The sequence below is a fragment of the Burkholderia sp. AU44665 genome, assembly GCF_030504405.1.
In the GTDB taxonomy this organism is placed as follows: Bacteria; Pseudomonadota; Gammaproteobacteria; order Burkholderiales; family Burkholderiaceae; genus Burkholderia; species Burkholderia semiarida.
The window spans coordinates 1-16,363 of sequence record NZ_JAUJRI010000027.1 but is presented as its reverse complement, the minus strand read 5'-3'; the positions used below and the strand labels follow the sequence as shown (position 1 = coordinate 16,363).

16 protein-coding genes are annotated in these 16,363 nt (G+C 65.4%); 3 read left to right on the top strand and 13 right to left on the bottom strand.

From position 1 onward, the window contains the following. Positions 1–16 precede the first annotated feature (16 nt). Positions 17–3,607, bottom strand: coding sequence for an indolepyruvate ferredoxin oxidoreductase family protein (locus QZM15_RS30225; RefSeq protein WP_302107814.1), 3,591 nt, complete (start codon positions 3,605–3,607; stop codon positions 17–19). Between the two features lie 329 nt (positions 3,608–3,936). Here QZM15_RS30225 and QZM15_RS30220 point away from each other — a divergent pair, with 329 nt between their 5' ends. Then, positions 3,937–4,131 carry a hypothetical protein gene (locus QZM15_RS30220; protein WP_059578224.1) on the top strand — a complete coding sequence of 65 codons (195 nt, stop codon included), beginning with the start codon at positions 3,937–3,939 and terminating at the stop codon, positions 4,129–4,131. Positions 4,132–4,265: 134 nt separating this feature from the next. Here the strand turns inward: QZM15_RS30220 and hppD are convergent, their stop codons facing one another. Then, the gene (gene hppD, locus QZM15_RS30215; RefSeq protein WP_059578227.1) at positions 4,266–5,363 is read right to left on the bottom strand and encodes a 4-hydroxyphenylpyruvate dioxygenase; all 1,098 of its coding nucleotides are present in this window, start codon (positions 5,361–5,363) and stop codon (positions 4,266–4,268) included. Positions 5,364–5,577: 214 nt separating this feature from the next. On the opposite strand from hppD, the gene QZM15_RS30210 reads away from it, so the two are divergent. Beyond that, positions 5,578–6,093: an Lrp/AsnC family transcriptional regulator gene (locus tag QZM15_RS30210; protein ID WP_059578229.1), complete on the top strand. Its 516-nt coding sequence runs from the start codon at positions 5,578–5,580 to the stop codon at positions 6,091–6,093. Between the two features lie 56 nt (positions 6,094–6,149). Here the strand turns inward: QZM15_RS30210 and QZM15_RS30205 are convergent, their stop codons facing one another. From QZM15_RS30205 to paaA, 11 genes are all read right to left on the bottom strand, one after another. Continuing rightward, on the bottom strand, positions 6,150–6,536 hold the full coding sequence (locus QZM15_RS30205; protein WP_059578232.1) for a DUF805 domain-containing protein: 387 nt from the start codon (positions 6,534–6,536) through the stop codon (positions 6,150–6,152). A gap of 2 nt (positions 6,537–6,538) precedes the next feature. Then, complete coding sequence (locus tag QZM15_RS30200; protein WP_302107813.1) at positions 6,539–6,829, bottom strand: hypothetical protein; 291 nt, start codon at positions 6,827–6,829, stop codon at positions 6,539–6,541. Positions 6,830–7,044: 215 nt separating this feature from the next. Then, positions 7,045–7,632, bottom strand: coding sequence for a hypothetical protein (locus QZM15_RS30195; RefSeq protein ID WP_302107812.1), 588 nt, complete (start codon positions 7,630–7,632; stop codon positions 7,045–7,047). Between the two features lie 431 nt (positions 7,633–8,063). Further along, positions 8,064–8,699 carry a GNAT family N-acetyltransferase gene (locus QZM15_RS30190; protein ID WP_302107811.1) on the bottom strand — a complete coding sequence of 212 codons (636 nt, stop codon included), beginning with the start codon at positions 8,697–8,699 and terminating at the stop codon, positions 8,064–8,066. Between the two features lie 233 nt (positions 8,700–8,932). Next, positions 8,933–9,538 (bottom strand): TetR/AcrR family transcriptional regulator, encoded by a 606-nt coding sequence (locus QZM15_RS30185; protein WP_059578238.1) that lies wholly within the window; start codon positions 9,536–9,538, stop codon positions 8,933–8,935. A gap of 16 nt (positions 9,539–9,554) precedes the next feature. After that, complete coding sequence (locus QZM15_RS30180; protein ID WP_302107810.1) at positions 9,555–10,376, bottom strand: DUF1835 domain-containing protein; 822 nt, start codon at positions 10,374–10,376, stop codon at positions 9,555–9,557. A 128-nt stretch (positions 10,377–10,504) separates the two neighbouring features. After that, positions 10,505–11,593 (bottom strand): 1,2-phenylacetyl-CoA epoxidase subunit PaaE, encoded by a 1,089-nt coding sequence (gene paaE, locus QZM15_RS30175; RefSeq protein WP_059578243.1) that lies wholly within the window; start codon positions 11,591–11,593, stop codon positions 10,505–10,507. Between the two features lie 2 nt (positions 11,594–11,595). Next, positions 11,596–12,159: a 1,2-phenylacetyl-CoA epoxidase subunit PaaD gene (paaD, locus tag QZM15_RS30170; RefSeq protein ID WP_302107809.1), complete on the bottom strand. Its 564-nt coding sequence runs from the start codon at positions 12,157–12,159 to the stop codon at positions 11,596–11,598. A 25-nt stretch (positions 12,160–12,184) separates the two neighbouring features. Beyond that, on the bottom strand, positions 12,185–12,988 hold the full coding sequence (paaC, locus tag QZM15_RS30165) for a 1,2-phenylacetyl-CoA epoxidase subunit PaaC (RefSeq protein ID WP_059578249.1): 804 nt from the start codon (positions 12,986–12,988) through the stop codon (positions 12,185–12,187). A 10-nt stretch (positions 12,989–12,998) separates the two neighbouring features. Next, positions 12,999–13,283, bottom strand: coding sequence for a 1,2-phenylacetyl-CoA epoxidase subunit PaaB (gene paaB, locus QZM15_RS30160; protein ID WP_006482881.1), 285 nt, complete (start codon positions 13,281–13,283; stop codon positions 12,999–13,001). Positions 13,284–13,319: 36 nt separating this feature from the next. Then, a complete protein-coding gene (gene paaA / locus QZM15_RS30155; protein ID WP_059578252.1) occupies positions 13,320–14,318 on the bottom strand; it encodes a 1,2-phenylacetyl-CoA epoxidase subunit PaaA in 999 nt (332 codons plus the stop codon). A 200-nt stretch (positions 14,319–14,518) separates the two neighbouring features. On the opposite strand from paaA, the gene QZM15_RS30150 reads away from it, so the two are divergent. Continuing rightward, on the top strand, positions 14,519–15,784 hold the full coding sequence (locus tag QZM15_RS30150; protein ID WP_060008757.1) for an SGNH/GDSL hydrolase family protein: 1,266 nt from the start codon (positions 14,519–14,521) through the stop codon (positions 15,782–15,784). Positions 15,785–16,363: the final 579 nt, after the last annotated feature.

Genomic DNA, 16,363 nt, shown 5'->3' with positions numbered 1-16,363 from the left:
CGGCGCGCGCCGTTCGTTACGCGACCTGCTGGTGCGACTGGCCGCCTGCCGGCGAACGCCATTTCGCGAGCAGCGCGTCCCATTTCTGGCGTACCGCGCGCAGGTTGTTCTCCTTCACGTGGCCGTAGCCGCGAATGCCGTCCGGCAGCGCCGCGAGCTCGAGCGCGAGCGGCCGGTTGGCCGCGTTCAGCTTGGCCAGCACCTCGTCGATCAGCGCTTCGTACTCGCCGATCAGCGCGCGCTCGGTGCGGCGCTCCGCGGTGCGGCCGAACGGGTCGAGCGCCGTGCCGCGCAGGAACTTCGCCTTCGCGAGCAGCCGGAAGGCCGACATCATCCACGGGCCGTACGCCTTCTTCACGAGATGGCCGTGGGCGTCCGTCTTCGCGAACAGCGGCGGCGCGAGGTGGAATTTCAGCTTCCAGTCGCCTTCGAACTGCGCGGTCAGGCGCGCGAGGAACGCAGGGTCGGACTGCAGCCGCGCGACCTCGTATTCGTCCTTGTACGCCATCAGCTTGAACAGGTTGCGCGCGACCGCTTCGGTCAGCGGCTCCTGCATTGCGTCGCCGTCCGCGAGCGCCCGTTCGGTCGCGCGTACCTTGTCGACGAAGGCCGCATAACGCGACGCGTAAGCGGCGTTCTGGTACGCGGTGAGGAATTCCACGCGCTTCGCGATCAGCGCGTCGACCGCCTTCCTCGTGTGCAGCGAGATCACCGTGGCGCCTTGCGCGGGCCGGGCGTCGCCGGCCGCGGCCTGCTTCACGCTGGCCAGGTCGTACGCGGCGCGGCGGCCCCAGTCGAACGCCGCGCGGTTCTTGTCGACCGACACCGCGTTCAGCTCGATCGCGCGTTCGAGCGACGCGAGCGTCAGCGGCAGCCAGCCCTTCTGCCATGCGTAGCCGAGCACGAACGGGTTCGTGTAGATCGCGTCGCCGAGCAGCGCGACCGCGAAGCGGTTCGCGTCGATGAAATCGACCGCTTCACCGGCGGCCGCGCGGATGTCGTTCTCGGCGGACAGGCCGGGGAACGCCCAGTTCGGGTTCTTGATGAACTCGGCGGTCGGCGTCTGCGCGCTGTTGACGACCACGCGCGTCGCGTCGTGCCGCATCCGCGACGTGCATTCGTCGCCGGCCGTGACGATCGCGTCGCAGCCGATCACGAGATCGGCTTCGCCCATCGCGATCCGCGTCGCATGGATGTCGGTCGGCGCGTGCGAGATCTGCACGTGGCTCATCACGGCGCCGCCTTTCTGCGCGAGACCCGTGACGTCGAGCACGGTCACGCCCTTGTTCTCCAGGTGCGCGGCCATCCCGAGCAGCGCGCCGATCGTGACGACGCCCGTGCCGCCCACGCCGGTGACGAGCACGCCGTACGCACGGTCGATCGCCGGCAGCGTCGGTTCCGGAATCGGCGGCAATGCGCTGCCGTCGACCGACACGGCCTTCGGCTTCTTCAACTGGCCGCCCTCGACCGTGACGAAGCTCGGGCAGAAGCCCTTCACGCACGAGAAGTCCTTGTTGCAGCTCGACTGGTTGATCTGGCGCTTCGTACCAAATTCGGTCTCCAGCGGCTCGACCGACAGGCAGTTCGACTGCACCGAGCAGTCGCCGCAGCCTTCGCACACCGCTTCGTTGATCACGACGCGTTTCGCCGGGTCCGGATACGTGCCGCGTTTGCGGCGGCGGCGCTTCTCGGTCGCGCAGGTCTGGTCGTAGATCAGGATCGTCGTGCCTTCGATCTCGCGCAGCTCGCGCTGCACGTCGTCGAGCTGGTCGCGGTGATGGATCGTCACGCCCGGCGCGAGCAGCGCCTTCTGGCTGTCGTATTTCTCCGGCTCGTCGGTGACGATCACGATTTTCTTCGCGCCTTCGGACGCGAGCTGGTGCGTGATCTGCGGCACCGTCAGCACGCCGTCGACCGGCTGGCCGCCCGTCATCGCCACCGCGTCGTTGTAGAGGATCTTGTAGGTGATGTTCGCCTTCGACGAGATCGCCGCGCGCACCGCGAGCAGCCCCGAATGGAAATAGGTGCCGTCGCCGAGGTTCGCGAACACGTGCTTTTCGTCGGTGAACGGCGCCTGGCCGATCCACGGCACGCCTTCGCCGCCCATCTGGCTGAAGGTGCTCGTGCTGCGGTCCATCCACACGGTCATGTAGTGGCAGCCGATCCCGGCGATCGCGCGCGAGCCTTCCGGCACGTTGGTCGACGTATTGTGCGGGCAGCCCGAGCAGAACCACGGCTTGCGCTCGGTCTGCACGTGCGGCTTCGCGAGCGCCATTTCCTTCGCGTTGATCACCGCGAGCCGCGCCGCGATGCGCGCGCGCACGTCGGACGGCAATTCGAATTTATCGAGCCGCGTCGCGATCGCCTTCGCGATGATCGCGGGCGACAGCTCGTAGTGCGCGGGCAGCAGCCAGTTGCCCATCGGCACCGACCATTCGCCGCCGGCGCCGTCCTTCTCGTCGAACTTGCCGAACACGCGCGGGCGTTGCGCGTCGGGCCAGTTGTACAACTCTTCCTTGATCGCGTATTCGAGGATCTGGCGCTTTTCCTCGACCACCAGGATTTCGTCGAGGCCGCGCGCGAACGCCTGCGCGCCTTGCGCTTCGAGCGGCCACACGCAGCCGACCTTGTAGAGCCGGATGCCGATCCGCGCGCAGGTTTCGTCGTCGAGGCCGAGGTCGATCAGCGCCTGGCGCACGTCGAGGTACGCCTTGCCGCCGGTCATGATCCCGAAGCGCGCATGCGGCGAATCGATCTCGATCCGGTCGAGCTTGTTCGCACGCACATAGGCGAGCGCCGCGTACCACTTGTAGTCGAGCAGCCGCGCTTCCTGCACGAGCGGCGGATCGGGCCAGCGGATGTTCAGCCCGCCTTCCGGCAGGATGAAATCGGTCGGCAGCACGATTTCGGTGCGATGCGGGTCGATGTCGACCGACGCGGACGATTCGACGACGTCCGTCACGCACTTGAGCGCGACCCACAGGCCCGAGTAGCGGCTCATCGCCCAGCCGTGCAGGCCGAAATCGAGATATTCCTGCACGTTGGACGGGAACAGCACCGGCAGCCCGCAGGCCTTGAAGATGTGCTCGGACTGGTGCGCGAGCGTCGACGATTTCGCCGCGTGGTCGTCGCCGGCGAGCACGAGCACGCCGCCGTGCTGCGACGAGCCGGCCGAGTTCGCGTGCTTGAAGACGTCGCCGGTGCGATCGACGCCCGGGCCCTTGCCGTACCACATGCCGAACACGCCGTCGTATTTCGCGCCGGGGTACAGGTTCACCTGCTGCGAACCCCACACGGCCGTGGCGGCGAGATCTTCGTTGAGGCCGGGCTGGAACACGATCTGGTGGGCGGCCAGGTGCTGCTTGGCTTTCCACAGCGACAGATCGAGGCCGCCGAGCGGCGAGCCGCGGTAGCCGGAGATGAAGCCGGCCGTATTGAGACCGGCGGCGCGGTCGCGTTCCTGCTGGAGCATCGGCAGGCGCACGAGGGCCTGGATGCCGCTCATGTACGCGCGGCCGCGTTCCAGCGTGTATTTGTCGTCAAGCGTGACGGACTTCAGCGCGGCTTCTAGCGACGCGCGTTGGTCTGCGTCTAGCGGGGCATTCATTAACTGTCTCCTCCACCCGGTCTGGGATCACCAAAACTTCGGTTGCGTCGGCATCTTTTGGACGCGTCTGCAGTGGCCGGCATGTTCGCCGGTTTTAAGGGATGGTAGCACTGGGGCAAACCCGCCGCCCATCGGTCGCGACGCGGGGCACGGGCGTCCGCACGTCGCGAAACAGGGCGAGATCATGCGTTACATCATGTAAAAGCATGTAAAGCGGCATTGATCTGCGGGCAAATGCCGTTAATCTTGTCGGCCTGCCGGAGGTGCCCGGCCGCGTGGGTGCGTTCCGACGCGCTCGGGGAGGCGCCGGCAGTTTTACAGGAGGTGCAATGAACACACGTCATATCCAGAGTTTCCTGATCGTGTCCGCCGCGTTTTTCGCGATGACCGGCCCGGTGCGTGCGCAAGGCGCGAGCGCGCTGGCGGCAGCCGGCGCGCAGATGCTTCAGATCGTGCCGGCCCAGGACGCCGTGGCACAGCCGTCGGCCGCGCGTGCCGCCGAGTCGAAGGCGAGCGTGCGTTGATGCGATCGCGCGGCCTGCGGGCCGCGCCGACATGCAAAAAGGGCGGGAATCCTCGGGTTCCCGCCCTTTTTCTTTGCGTCGCCGGATCGTGCGGCTGGCCCGGTGGCGCGGCGCTGCGCCACCCGGCGGATGCGTCAGGCCTTGTCCTGCACGACGCCGCGGCGGATCTGGTCGAGTTCGATCGATTCGAACAGCGCCTTGAAGTTGCCCTCGCCGAAGCCCTGGTTGCCCTTGCGCTGGATGATCTCGAAGAAGATCGGCCCGATCTGGTTCTCGGTGAAGATCTGCAGCAGCAGGTCGTCGCGCGCGCCGTCGATCAGGATCTTGCGCTTCTTCAGTTCTTCCAGCGATTCGCCATGGTTCGGCACGCGGCGGTCGACCAGCTCGTAATACGTGTCGATCGTGTCGAGCAGCTTCACTTCCTTGCTGCGCAACCCGTCGACCGCCTGGTAGATGTCGCTCGCGCCGAGCGCGATGTGCTGGATGCCTTCGCCGTGATACGCGTCGAGGTATTCCTGGATCTGGCCGGCCGTATCCGAGCCTTCCTCGTTGATCGGGATGCGGATCTTGCCGCACGGCGACGTCATCGCCTTCGACTTCACGCCCGTCACCTTGCCTTCGATGTCGAAGTAGCGCACTTCGCGGAAGTTGAACAGGCGCTCGTAGAACTCGGCCCATTCCTGCATGCGGCCGCGATGCACGTTGTGCGTCAGGTGATCGATGTAGGTGAGGCCGTGGCCGACCGGGTTCGGGTTCGCGCCGGGAATCGGCTCGAAGTCGACGTCGTAGATGCTGATGTCGCCGATCGCGCCCGGTTGCGCGCCGTTCTTGCCGCGCCAGCGGTCGACGAAGTAGATCAGCGAATCGCCGATCCCCTTGATCGCCGGGATGTTCAGTTCCATCGGGCCCGTCTTGTTGTCGAAGCCCCACGCGCCGAGTTCGAGCGCGCGCTGGTATGCCTTGGCGGCGTCCTGCACGCGGAACGCGATCGCGCAGATCGACGGGCCGTGCAGCCGCGCGAAGCGTTGCGCGAACGAATCGGGTTCCGCGTTGATGATGAAGTTGATGTCGCCCTGGCGGTACACCGTCACGTCCTTGTGGCGGTGGCGCGCGATCGCGGTGAAACCCATCCGCTCGAACAGTTGTCCGAGCGCTTTCGGGTCCGGCGCCGTGTATTCGATGAATTCGAAGCCGTCGGTGCCGACGGGGTTGTCCCAGGTGGGGATCTGCATGTCGTGTCTCCTGTGCGGGGCGATCGGCCGGCGCGGCGTGCGCATGTCCGGCGTGGTTCGATGTCGACGGCCGTGCCCGTCACGAGCATGCGCGGCAAGTCGATACATGCGACAGAGTGTAGCGGGCGGCCGCGAGCGAAAACTTGCGAACTTAATCGCCCGCGCCTACGATGGCGCAATTTCCAGTCTCAAAATTATCGATGGAGGGCAGAAGATGGCGCAGGCTGAATTGGATGCCATCGACCGGCGGATTCTCGCGATTCTTCAGGAGAACGGGCGCCTGTCGAACCAGGAGATCGCCGAGCGCGTGAACCTGTCGCCGAGCCCCTGCCTGCGGCGAATCCGGCGGCTCGAGGAAATCGGCGTGATCACCGGCTATGTCGCGCTGCTGAATCCGCAGAAGCTCGGGCTCGACCTGCTCGCGTACGTGAGCGTGCGGCTCGAAAAGCGCGGCGGCCTCGCGCCGGTCCGGGCCGACGAGACGTCGGCGCGCGCGGGCGCGACCCACGCGGAGCTGTTCCGCGCGGCCGTGCAGACCTGGCCGGAAGTGGTCGCGTGCCACGCGATGACGGGTGACATGGATTACCTGCTGCGCGTGCAGGTCGAGGACATGGCGCATTTCTCCCGCTTCGTGCAGGAGCATCTGCTGCATCACCCGTCGGTGATCGACGTGAAAACGAGCTTCTCGCTCGATTGCTTCAAGGAAACGACGGCGTTGCCGATTCGCTGACGGCGACGTGTGATGTAGATGCGACGCGCCGGCTTGCCGTACCGCCGGTGCGGGAGCTACGTGCGCGTGCGGCGCGGATCGGGGCCGTATTGATTACCGGCGTTGCGGGGCGCGAGCCACAGCGACACGAGGATCACAATGGGGGCTGCGAACAGGAAGTAGCCGATGCACAGCAGGCCGGAGCGATTGCTGTCGTGCAGGCGCCTGACGTTGTAGGCCAGGGTCGCGCATAGCGACGCGAGCCCGGCGCAGAACAGCAGGAACGACGTGAGCGTTGCGTCGGCGGAAAGCCGAGTGTGGGACCATTTGATCAGCGTGATCAGAAGATAAAAGAGCGGGTAATGGCCGAGCAGGAAGCAGAGGAAATCCCGGCGTCGTTCTCGGCCCCGAAACGACAGCATGCGCCGATAGCCGTTCAGCCATGCATGCAGCGCGGTCTTCATTGTCATCTCCAACCATGGCGGCGGCGCAGGAACAGCATGGTGATACCGACGTCGATGACAACACAGACGGTTGCTGTTCCCGCGATCCAGAAAGCGGGAATGTGGGGTAAGGGGAGTAATAAAGGGATGTTCAACTGCGCTGTGGCCGCCGTCGTCGCGGCGAGTCGGGCGAGAATAATCGCCTGCGCGCCCCATGTACCTGCTACCGCGACAGCGATAACCAGCAACGTCGCCACGGTGCAAACCTTGGCCGATGCGATGTGTGTACGGAAGAACGAAATTCCGATGCTCACGGCCCCCCAAGAGTACCAAAGGCGATAGTGGTCCGAAGTTGATCGACGAACATCTGTGATGGCGGGCCGGCGACGAACCATACGGCATGCGTGCTAGCGAGGCTCTCTATGAACCTGTTGTGGAGGGTGAAGCCCAGCAGACCGCCTAGCACTGTAAAGAAGGCCAGCGATATCGGTTTGGCGATGGTGAGGCGCATGTCGCGATAGACGGAAGTTCAGAAATTCAACGACGGAAGCGCCGTGCGCTGACCGCGCAGGACGGTGTCGATTTCGCTGATTGTATTAAGTCGGATCAGCTCCCTGGTTCGGCGATTGTATTTCGCCATTGCCGTGGCTGGAGACTGGCCACCATTGCGCTGCATAAATACGGATTTGGCATGCCTGTAGAGTTGGATGTCTGGTAGGGGATCAGTACCGAAGATATAGGGAGAACGAAGCTTCAGCGTATATTCCTTGGTAATGAGTTCGGGCAAGAGGTTGCCGATTTTGGGCAATGGTGTGATGTTGCTGACGAAGCCCGCATATTCAAGCACCAGCGTGGTTTTACCATTGGGGCGCGTGACGACATCGATGCCGAATGCTCCCTTTAGCATTTGCCACATGGTCATCTCGCCAGACACGACCCGTTGATTGTCGATGTAGATATCGGCAGTTTCATACAGTTGGGCAACGGTCCGATAGATTTGCAGATTGGATGCACCAACCGTGTTAGCCAACGATGGCAGTCCGGACTTCGCATGCAGTTGTTCGATCAACAGATACATTCCGGTAGGCTGCCCGTAATTGATGCGTTGTCCCGTCATACCCTTATCCTCGCAACATGAAATAGACGAATCGGGAAAATAGGTTCGATGGATGAAGGCGTAGCCCGAGTATGGAGAAACCACGGGTAGACAGCCTGTCACTTCGACCTTTCGCCGAGTGAAATAAGCGACCGATCATCTATCGGCGGGCGCTCAAAGATCAATGGGACGGATACGAAAGTAGATGTTCTTCTGCGCGAGCACTGTCCGGCGACAGAGGAGCTTGAACCGCACTGCCAGCGGACGCGCTGCGCCGGAGCGCGGGAAACATGCCGTGATGTCGGCTGCAAGGGCGGCCGTATCGGTGAGGCGATGGGGTGACAATGACGTCGGCAGCCGCCGGACACGCGAAGCGCGAAAGGGGCGAGCCCTTTTTCGCGGGCTGCAACGGCAGCGCGTTGGGGCTTGAGGTTGGCGAGTCGGGCCCGGCGTCAGGCCGGCATCAGCGATTCGATGAACTTCGTCGTGCGGCGCGCCTGGCGCTTCATCGCGTAGTCGAACACCGCGGCCTGTTCCTGCAGCATCTCGGCGATGATCGTCGAGTGGTCGGCCGGCGGCAGCGACAGGTACGCATCGGCTTCGCCGTACGCGTACTCGATCCGCATCCCGGATTTCTTCGCGATGTGCATCATCGTCGCGTTACGCGACAGGCAATGCATGTACAGCATCGTCACGTGCGTGTTGCGGCTGCGGATCGCCGCGCGCTCGAACAGCTTCGAGCCGACGCCGCGGCCGCGCGCGCTTTCGAGCACCGACACGCCGAATTCGGCCGTGCGCGTGTCGCCCTCGGCCGGCAAGTAGGCCAGGTGGCCGACGCCGATCAGTTCGAGGTCGTGGTCGAACACGCCGAACACGGTATCGCGACCGAAATCGATCGTGCGGACATAGTTCTCGATCACGTGGTCGGGCACCATCTGGCCGAAGCGCAGCAGGCGGTCCTCTTCGTCGAGCGAGAGAAAGTGGGTGAGCATGTGCTCACGGTCTTTGGAAGCCAGTTCCCTGACGAGAACCGGCGCAGTACCGACCTTGCCGACAGCATCGGCACGACCGTTGAATTGCGTGTTCATCGTGGGTTCCTCAGTGTGGGTGCACAAGCGGGTTGTGCAATGCAACAGCATTTTACCCGAGCGAGGTTGGGGAAAACCCGTATTTGACGTTCTTTGTCCTGAGGGGGAATTCTAAATCCGCTTAGTTCATTCCGTAACCTGCTGATTTTGAATGGATTTAAAATTCATCATATGAAATGCGCGACGGGTGGCGCCACTGTGCCCGTCGCGCAACGCATGCTGCTGCGCGACAATCAGGCCGCCGTCGACAGCCCGCGCTCGATCAGGTCGATCACCTGTTCGGCGAAGTCGCGGTAGCCGAGGCGGCCGCCGGGCTTCAGCCACGTGAAGGTCCAGTTGATCATCCCGAACACCATCATCGTCACCGGGGTCTGGTTTTCCTTCGAGATCCGGTCCGGGTAGGCGCGCGCGAGCTGGCGCGTGAACGCCGCGACGATGTCGCGCTGGCGGTCGAGCACGATTTCGCGCTGCGCGTCCTCCAGATACTTCACGTCGTTGAGCAGCGCGACATGGCGGCTGTGCGACGTCTCGTACTCGGCGAGGAACGCGCGCACGAGTTCGGCGAACGCGTCGCGCTCGCTGAGGCCGCGCCGCTGGCTTGCGCCCTCGACCTCGGCGATGATCAGCATCAGCCGTTTCGTGTAGCGGTCGAGCAGGTCGAACAGGATCGCTTCCTTGCTCTCGTAATAGTGATAGAGCCGCGCCTTCGACGTGCCGCTCGCGGTCGCGAGATCGGACATCGACGTGCTCGGGTAGCTCGTCTGCGCGAATTTCTCGGCGGCCAGGTCGAGGATCTGCTCGCGTTGGGATTCGTGGTCGGGCGCTCGGGTTCGGGCCATGGTCGAATGCGGAAGATTAGCGGTGCGCGGCGGCGTGGGCGGCGCGCACCTGCGTGGAAGAGAGGGCTGCGGGCGCATCGTCCTGCAGTTCGAGCCGGCCGGCTGCCGCGAGCTCGCGGCAACGCCACCAGGCGATCGAGTCGCTGACGAACAGCCCGCCGCGGTCGGCCGCGGCCATGATGCTGCCGACGAGGCGCTGCGCGGGCTGCCAGTCGGCTTCCGCGCGCGCGACGATCAGCGCGTCGAGATCGGCGTAGTGGCCGCTCTTGATCGTGTTGCTGACCCAATAACGCAGTTCGGCGTTCAGGTGCTTCGCCTCCTGCCATTCGAGCGCGAGGCGGCCGATGCGCAGGACCGAGACCGGCGCGGCCGCCGGCCGCTTGCGCGCCAGTTCCGCGGGCGAGAACATTCCGGTCGCGCACGCCTGGTCGGTGCGCGACAGCGCCGCGCGCTGCTCGGCGTCGAGGTCGGCGGCCGACAGCCGCACCTCGTTCAGGCGCTGCGGCACGTTGCGCAGGTGATAGGCAACGCGGCGCAGCAGCAGCTTGTCGCCGACGCTCGGCGCGTGCCACACGACGACCTGGCCGGCATCCATCGCAAGCTGGTCGAGGCGCGCGAATTCGGCCTCGATTTCCGCGTTCCAGTCGGGAATCTGGTCGCCGAGCACGTGCTGCCAGAACGCGGCGCGCGTGTCGGGCGTCTCGTCGACGCCCTTCAGCGGCCCGACGCCGAGATCGTCGAGCAACCCGACGACGCGCTCGTCGCGTCCGGCTAGCGCAAGGGCCTCGCGCAGCGACGCGGCGGCGGTGCCGCCCTGAATCACATGAATGGTACTCATCGGCCTGTCGTCAACAAAAGAAAACCGCCGGCCGGGCGGACGTTGCGATGTCCAGCCGGCCGGCGGCCCCTAGTGTAAGCGAGATGTGTGACGGCGAGAAACCGCCCGGCGCCGCGACGCGACGCCGCTCAACGTTCGTCGAAGCTCACTACGACCTTGTCGCTGATCGGGTGGCACTGGCACGTGAGCACGAAACCGTCCTTCACTTCGTGCTCCTCGAGCGTGTAGTTCTTCTCCATCCGCACTTCGCCTTCGATCACCTTCGCGCGGCACGTGCAGCACACGCCGCCCTTGCATGCGTACGGCAGCGCGAGGCCCGCGCGCAGGCCCACGTCGAGCAGGCTCACGCCTTCGTACGGCAAGCGCAGCTTGCGCTTCTTGCCGTCGAGCACGATTTCGAGGTCGGCGGCAGGCGTCTGCGCGGTGATCTCGACGACCGGTGCGCCGGCCTGCGGCAGCGGCGTGCCGAAGCGCTCGACGTGCACCTTCGCCTGCGGCACGCCGGCCGCCTTCAGCGCCGCTTCGGCGGCGTCCATCATCGGCGCCGGGCCGCAGATGAACGCCTCGTCGATCGCGTCGGCCGGCGTCAGCGTGGCGAGGAATTCCGCGCATTTCGCCTGATCGAGCACGCCGTTGAACAGCTCGACGTCCTGCAGGTCGTCCGACAGCACGTGATAGAGGACGAAGCGGTTCATGTAGCGGTTCTTCAGGTCCTCCAGCTCCTCCGCGAACATGATCGCGTCGACGCTGCGGTTCCCGTAGATCAGCGTGAACGTGCTGCGCGGCTCGAGTTCGAGCGTCGTCTTCACGATCGCGAGCACCGGCGTGATCCCCGAGCCGCCGGAAAACGCGACGTACTGCTTGCCGTGGTCGGCGTTCAGGTGCGTGAAGAAGCGGCCGTCCGGCGTCATCACGTCGATCGTGTGGCCGGGCTTCAGCGTGTCGAACGCGAAGTTCGAGAAGCGGCCGCCGCGCACGCGCTTGATGCCGATGCGCAATTCGCCGTCGCGATCGTAGTCCGTCGTGCCGACGCAGATCGAATACGAGCGGCGCGTCTCCTCGCCGTCGATGTGGGTCTTCAGCGTGACGAACTGGCCCTGCGTGAAGCGGTATGCGTCGCGCAGTTCGGGCGGCACGTCGAACGAGACGGTGACGGCATCGGCGGTCTCGGGCCGCACGTCGCGGATACGCAGCGGGTGAAATTGCGGGGTCGCCATATTCAGTAGGGTTTGAAGTAGTCGAAGGGTTCGCGGCAGTCGACGCAGCGATACAGCGCCTTGCAGGCCGTGGACGCGAATTGCGCGAGACGTTCGGTGCGCGCGGAGCCGCAGCGCGGGCAGGTGGGCGCCGCGACCGGCCGCGGCACGAAGCGCACGACGTTCTCCCGCGGCGCGGTGCTGCCGCACTGGCCGACCGGCGGCGCGATGCCGTAGGCCCGCAGCTTGTCGCGCGCTTCCTGCGTGATCCAGTCGGTCGTCCACGCGGGGGCGAGCACCGTCTCGATCCGGTGCGGCGGCAGATCGGCGGCCTGCAGCGCGGCGGCGATGTCCTCGGCGATCTGCGACATCGCCGGGCAGCCCGAGTAGGTCGGCGTGATCACGACTTCGAGCCGGCCGTCGTCCGCGCGGCGGACGTCGCGCAGGATGCCGAGCTCGCGGATCGACACGACAGGAATCTCCGGATCGGGCACGGCTTCCAGCACGTCCCATGCGCGGGCGAGCAGCGGATCGTCGCAGTGCGCGGCGGGAGCGCCGTGGGTAGGGGCGGCGGTCTGGGCGGACATCGTCGGGCTCCGTGGCGTGGGGCGGTTACCAGCTCGCGCCGGGATGCTGACGCGCGAGGCTCTGCATTTCGGCGAGCAGGTAGCCCATGTGCTCCGAGTGCTCGCCCTGCTTGCCGGTCGTTACATGCTTCACCGGAGTCGGCGGCGTGAGCGTGGCCTCGGCGAGCGCGTCGTCCACGTCCGCGCGCCACGCGGCCTCGATCGCGGCCGGCGCCGGGCCGATGCCCGGTGCGACGATCGCGTCGTCGATCGCATCGGCGGTGAAGAATTCGCGCGTGTACGGCATCAGGTAATCGAGCGCGGCCTGCGCGCGGCGGTGCGATTCGTCGGTGCCGTCGCCGAGGCGCACGAGCCATTCGCGCGCATGCTGGACGTGATAGCGGGTTTCCTTCACCGATTTCGCGGCGATCGCGGCGAGTTGCGTGTCGGTCGACGTTTCCAGCGCGCTCCACACGTGCAGCATCAGCGCCGCGTACAGGAAGTTGCGCACGATCGTCACCGCGTAGTCCTTGTCGGCGTGCGCGGTACCGGAGAGCGGGCCATAGTGCGGCAGCTCGGCGAGCGTGAAGTTCGCGAATTCGCGCTCGGTGCGGAAGTACGCGTAATCGTCCTCGGTCTTCGTCGCGCCGGTGAGCTGGCGCTCGAGCTCGGCCGCGTGCGTGTACAGCATGCGCGCCTGGCCGATCAGGTCGAGGCTCATGTTGGTGAGCGCGATGTCTTCCTCGAGGATCGGGCCGTGGCCGCACCATTCGGCGTTGCGCTGACCGAGGATCAGCGCATTGTCCGCGAGGCGCAGCACGTAGGAGAGGTGTTCGGGCGTGATCGTCATGGCGCGGGCGTTACATGTGGTTGACTTCGTCGGGCAGCGTGTAGAACGTCGGGTGACGGTAGATCTTGTCGCCCGCCGGCTCGAACAGTTCGGCCTTCTCGCTCGGATCCGACGCCGTGATCGCCGACGACGGCACCACCCAGATGCTCACGCCTTCCTGGCGACGCGTGTAGACGTCGCGCGCCATGCGCAGCGCCATCGTCGCATCGGCGGCGTGCAGGCTGCCGCAGTGCTTGTGGTCGAGGCCCTGCTTGCTGCGCACGAATACTTCCCAGATCGGCCATTCCTTGTTCATTACCTTCTCCTGATTCATGAATTCGAGGGGTGCCGCTCAGGCGGCGTGCTGTTCGGCGCGGGCGCGGCGCTTCGCTTCGTGCGCGAGCGCGGCTTCGCGCACCCAGGCGCCGTCCTCGTGCGCCTTCACGCGAGTGGCGAGGCGTTCCTTGTTGCACGGGCCGTCGCCGTTGACCACGCGCCAGAATTCGTCCCAGTCGATCGCGCCGTAGTCGTAGTGACCGCGCGCCTCGTTCCATTTCAGGTCGGGGTCGGGCAGCGTCACGCCGAGCACCTTCGCCTGATCGACGGTCGCGTCGACGAATTTTTGGCGCAGATCGTCGTTCGAGATCCGCTTGATGCCCCATTTCGCGGACTGATTGCTGTGGACCGAATCCGCATCGCTCGGGCCGAACATCATCAGCACCGGCCACCACCAGCGGTCGACGGCCTGCTGGACCATCGCACGCTGCGCGTCGGTGCCCTTCATCATCGACAGCAGCGCGTCGAAACCCTGGCGCTGATGGAACGACTCTTCCTTGCACACGCGGATCATCGCGCGCGCGTAGGGGCCGTACGTGCAGCGGCACAGCGGGATCTGGTTCATGATCGCGGCGCCGTCGACGAGCCAGCCGATCACGCCGACGTCGGCCCAGGTCGGCGTCGGGTAGTTGAAGATGCTCGAGTATTTGGCCTTGCCCGCGTGCAGCGCGTCGACCAGCGAATCGCGCGATACGCCGAGCGTTTCGGCCGCGCTGTAAAGATAGAGGCCATGGCCGGCTTCGTCCTGCACCTTCGCGAGCAGGATCGCCTTGCGCTTCAGGCTCGGCGCGCGCGAGATCCAGTTGCCTTCCGGCAGCATGCCGACGACTTCCGAGTGCGCATGCTGCGAGATCTGGCGGATCAGCGTCTTGCGATAGGCGTCGGGCATCCAGTCCTGCGGTTCGATCTTGCCGTCCGCGGCCATCACCGCATCGAACCGCGCCTGCTCGGGCGACTCGGCTGCGGCGTCGAGCGGCGCGACGTTGCCGGGGATGTCGAGGGATTGCGTGTACATGGCGGAGGCTCTCGTCCGGTTGAATGTGTGCGAAGTATAAACCAACCGACCGGTCGGTTAATAAATTTCTTGCGGATTTGCGGCGGGACTGGGGTAAACGAGGGACATCGGGGCGCGATCGAATGGCGCAAGTGCGGCTTCGCGCGAGGGTCCGGCGTCTTCTGCGGCACAATGCCCGCTTTCCGATGAGGATCTTGCCGATGTCATTTCGAAGCAGTTTCGCCGCGGCCGTGCTGGGGGCGGCCGTTTTCGTGTCGCCGCTCGAGGCGTCGGCCGCGCCGGCCGGATGGGTCGCCGCGTGGGCGACCGCACTGCAGCCGATTCCCGACCTCGCCGCGCCGCCGCCGCTTTACCGCGCGCCCGACGTGGCCGGCCGAACCGTGCGCCAGGTCGTCTATCCGACCGTGTCGGGGCGGGCCGCGCGGATTCGCGTGAGCAACGCATACGGTCGCGCGCCGCTGGTCGTCGAGGCCGCGAGCCTCGCGCGTGCCGGCGAAGGTGCCGCGCTCGCCGGCGGCGCGGCGGTGCCGGTCCGGTTTGGCGGCAAGGCGTCGGTGACGCTCGCGCCTGGTCACGAGATCGAAAGCGATCCGGTGACGATCGACGTGACGGCCGCGCGCCCGTATGCGATCAGTCTCCAGATGGGGCCGAACGAGCGGATGACGGTCTGGCACCGCGTGTCGAACCAGTTCAATTATGTGTCCGCGCCGGGCGATCACGTGGGCGACCCGGGCGCCGACGCGTTCCGCACCCGTTTTACCCAATATGCGTGGGTGACCGAGTTGGCTGTCGAGTCCGGCGCCGCGCGCGCCAGCGTCGCCGCGATCGGCGATTCGATCACCGACGGGCTGCGCTCCACCGTCAACCGGAACCGCCGTTGGCCGGACGCACTCGCGCGCAGGCTGGCCGCGTCGGGCGCCGATTCGGTCGGTGTCGTGAATCTCGGCATTAGCGGGAACCGGCTGCTCAGCGACTCCGCGTGCTACGGCACCTCGCTGGCGTCGCGATTCGAGCATGATGCGCTGTCGCGCTCCGGCGTGAAGGCGGCGATCGTGCTGATCGGGATCAACGACATCAACTTCGCGGCGATGCCGCCGCGCGCCGGGCTCGATTGCGATCACCCGCATACGCAGGTAACGGCCGCATCGCTGATCGACGGCTATCGCCGGCTGATCGACGCGGCGCATCGCCAGGGCGTGAAGGTCTTCGGCGCGACGCTCACGCCGGCGGCGTTGCCGGCCGGGCGCGAGGCGATCCGGCTCGAGGTGAACCGGTGGATCCGGAGCGGCGGCGGGTTCGACGGCGTGGTGGACTTTGACGCGGTGCTGCGCGATCCGGCGCGTGCGAGCGTGTTGCAGCGCCGATACGATAGCGGCGATGGAATCCATCCGAGCGATGCCGGTTACACGGCGATGGCCGATGCGGTGCCGCTCGAGCAATTGCAGGCTGCCGTGGGCGGCAAGTGACGCCCCTCTATATAGAGAGGAATATTGCAGACGGCCTGTCGGCGGACAGCGCTACATCGTTCGTCGAGCCCCCAGCCTCCGTGCGCGACAGCGCACGGAGGCTTTTTCAAGCTTTCTTCACAAAGAGCTTGCGTGGATGGGGGCGGGTGCTTAGAATCACGCCTCTTTCGCGCTACCGGAAACGCGGCGCGGGGGGAGGGGAAGCGGTGCTGTTGGGGTTCGGTGGTAACGAGCCTCGGCGGCGCAGGAAGATGGGCCCCGCAGTCGCAACGAAGTCGTTCAGAAAGTTGTTGACGAGCTGCGAAATACGGTTCATAATCTCGCTTCTCTGCTGCTGAAAACGCAGCGCTGCTGGGAAACACGGAGTTTCTCGCAGAAACGCTCTTTAAAAATTAACAGCCGATAAGTGTGGGCGCTTGATGAAAGCGAGCTGATCCTCGGATCAGATAGCAAAAGTATCAAGAGTCTCACACTAAAGTAAGTCAGGTTTATGAAGTGATTCATATTCCTGTCAGCTTTGAGTGAGCGACCGGTTCTACGGAACCGAAAACAGTAACAGGTTTGAACTGAAGAGTTTGA